The 1,326-nt window shown below is 77.1% G+C and carries 1 protein-coding gene; it reads right to left on the bottom strand.

Going from position 1 to position 1,326, the window contains the following annotated elements; genetic code table 11:
- Window positions 1-1,326, bottom strand: a 1,326-nt coding sequence (locus NH602_RS30920; RefSeq protein WP_253069702.1) for an amino acid adenylation domain-containing protein, incomplete at both ends; no start/stop codon positions are given.

The raw sequence follows: 1,326 nt of genomic DNA, 5'->3' as shown, positions 1-1,326 counted from the left end.
GGCGGCCAGCTCGCCGTCGCCGGGCGGGGTCGCCGGGTCCGCGGGCACCACGAACGCGACCAGCCGGGGCCGGTCGTCCGGGCCGCGGACCGCCTGGGCGACGGCGTGGCGGACCGCGGGCAGCCGGTCCAGGGTCGCCTCCAGCTCCCCCAGCTCGATCCGGTGGCCGCGGATCTTCACCTGCCGGTCGGTGCGGCCGAGGAACTCGATGGTGCCGTCCGGGCGCCACCGTCCGAGGTCACCGGTCCGGTAGAGGCGGGTGCCGGTGGTCGGGTGCACGGCGAAGCGGGCCGCGGTCTGGTCGGGGTCGCCGACGTAGCCCTCGGCGAGCCCGTCGCCGCCGATGAACAGCTCCCCGGGCCGGCCCACCGGGCAGGGCCCGCCGTCGTCGGGGTCGAGGACGTGGAAGCTCTGGCCGCCCAGTGCGCGGCCGTAGGGGATGCTCGGCCAGGCCGGGTCGACCGCGTCGACCGGGTAGGAGATCGACCAGATCGACGCCTCGGTGGCGCCGCCCAGACCGATCACCCGTGCCTGCGGGGCGAGCGCGCGCAACCGGTCGGGCAGGGTCACCGGGATCCAGTCGGCGGACAGGAAGACCTGGCGCAGCGAGGCCAGCGCGCGCCGCGTCGCGTCGGGCTCGATCTCGGCGTACTCGACGAGCATCTCCAGCAGTGCGGGCGCGGTGTTCCACACGGTCACGCGGTGGGCCGCCATGAGGTCCAGCCAGTGGCCGGGGTCGCGCTGCCGGTCGGCGTCGGGCAGCACGACCCCGCCGCCGGCGCCGAGCACCGAGAACACGTCGTAGACCGACAGGTCGAAGCTGTACGCCGACAGCGCGAGCACCCGGTCGTCGGCACGCAGCGGGTAGCGGGCCTCGAGGTCGTCGAGGGTGGTGCGGGCGGCGCGGTGGGCGATGCCGACGCCCTTCGGGGTGCCGGTCGACCCGGAGGTGAAGATCGCGTAGGCGAGGTCTCCCGCGTCGGGGCGGCGTGGGGTCGCGGCGTCGCCGTCGAGGACCCCGTCGGCGTCGAGGACGTGGGTGCGCACCCCGTCGGGCCACGCGGTGGTGTCCCCCGGCGCGACGAGTGCGTGCCGCAGGCCGGAGCGGGCGCAGACCGAGGCGATCCGTGCGGCGGGCCACGACGGTTCGACCGGGACGTAGCCCGCGCCGCTCGCGAGGACCCCGAGCAGGGCGGTGACCTGCGCGGTCCCCTTCTCCACGCAGACCGCGACCAGCTCGCCCGGCCCGGCTCCGAGACCGGCGAGCGCGGCGCCGGTGCGGTCCGCGCGGGCGGCGAGCACGTCGGCGGCGACGTCGGCGGCCAC

The sequence above is a fragment of the Pseudonocardia sp. McavD-2-B genome, from assembly GCF_024124365.1.
Classification (GTDB): domain Bacteria; phylum Actinomycetota; class Actinomycetes; order Mycobacteriales; family Pseudonocardiaceae; genus Pseudonocardia; species Pseudonocardia alni.
The sequence above is the reverse complement of the archived record's forward strand: the minus strand, read 5'-3'. Positions and strand labels throughout refer to the sequence as shown.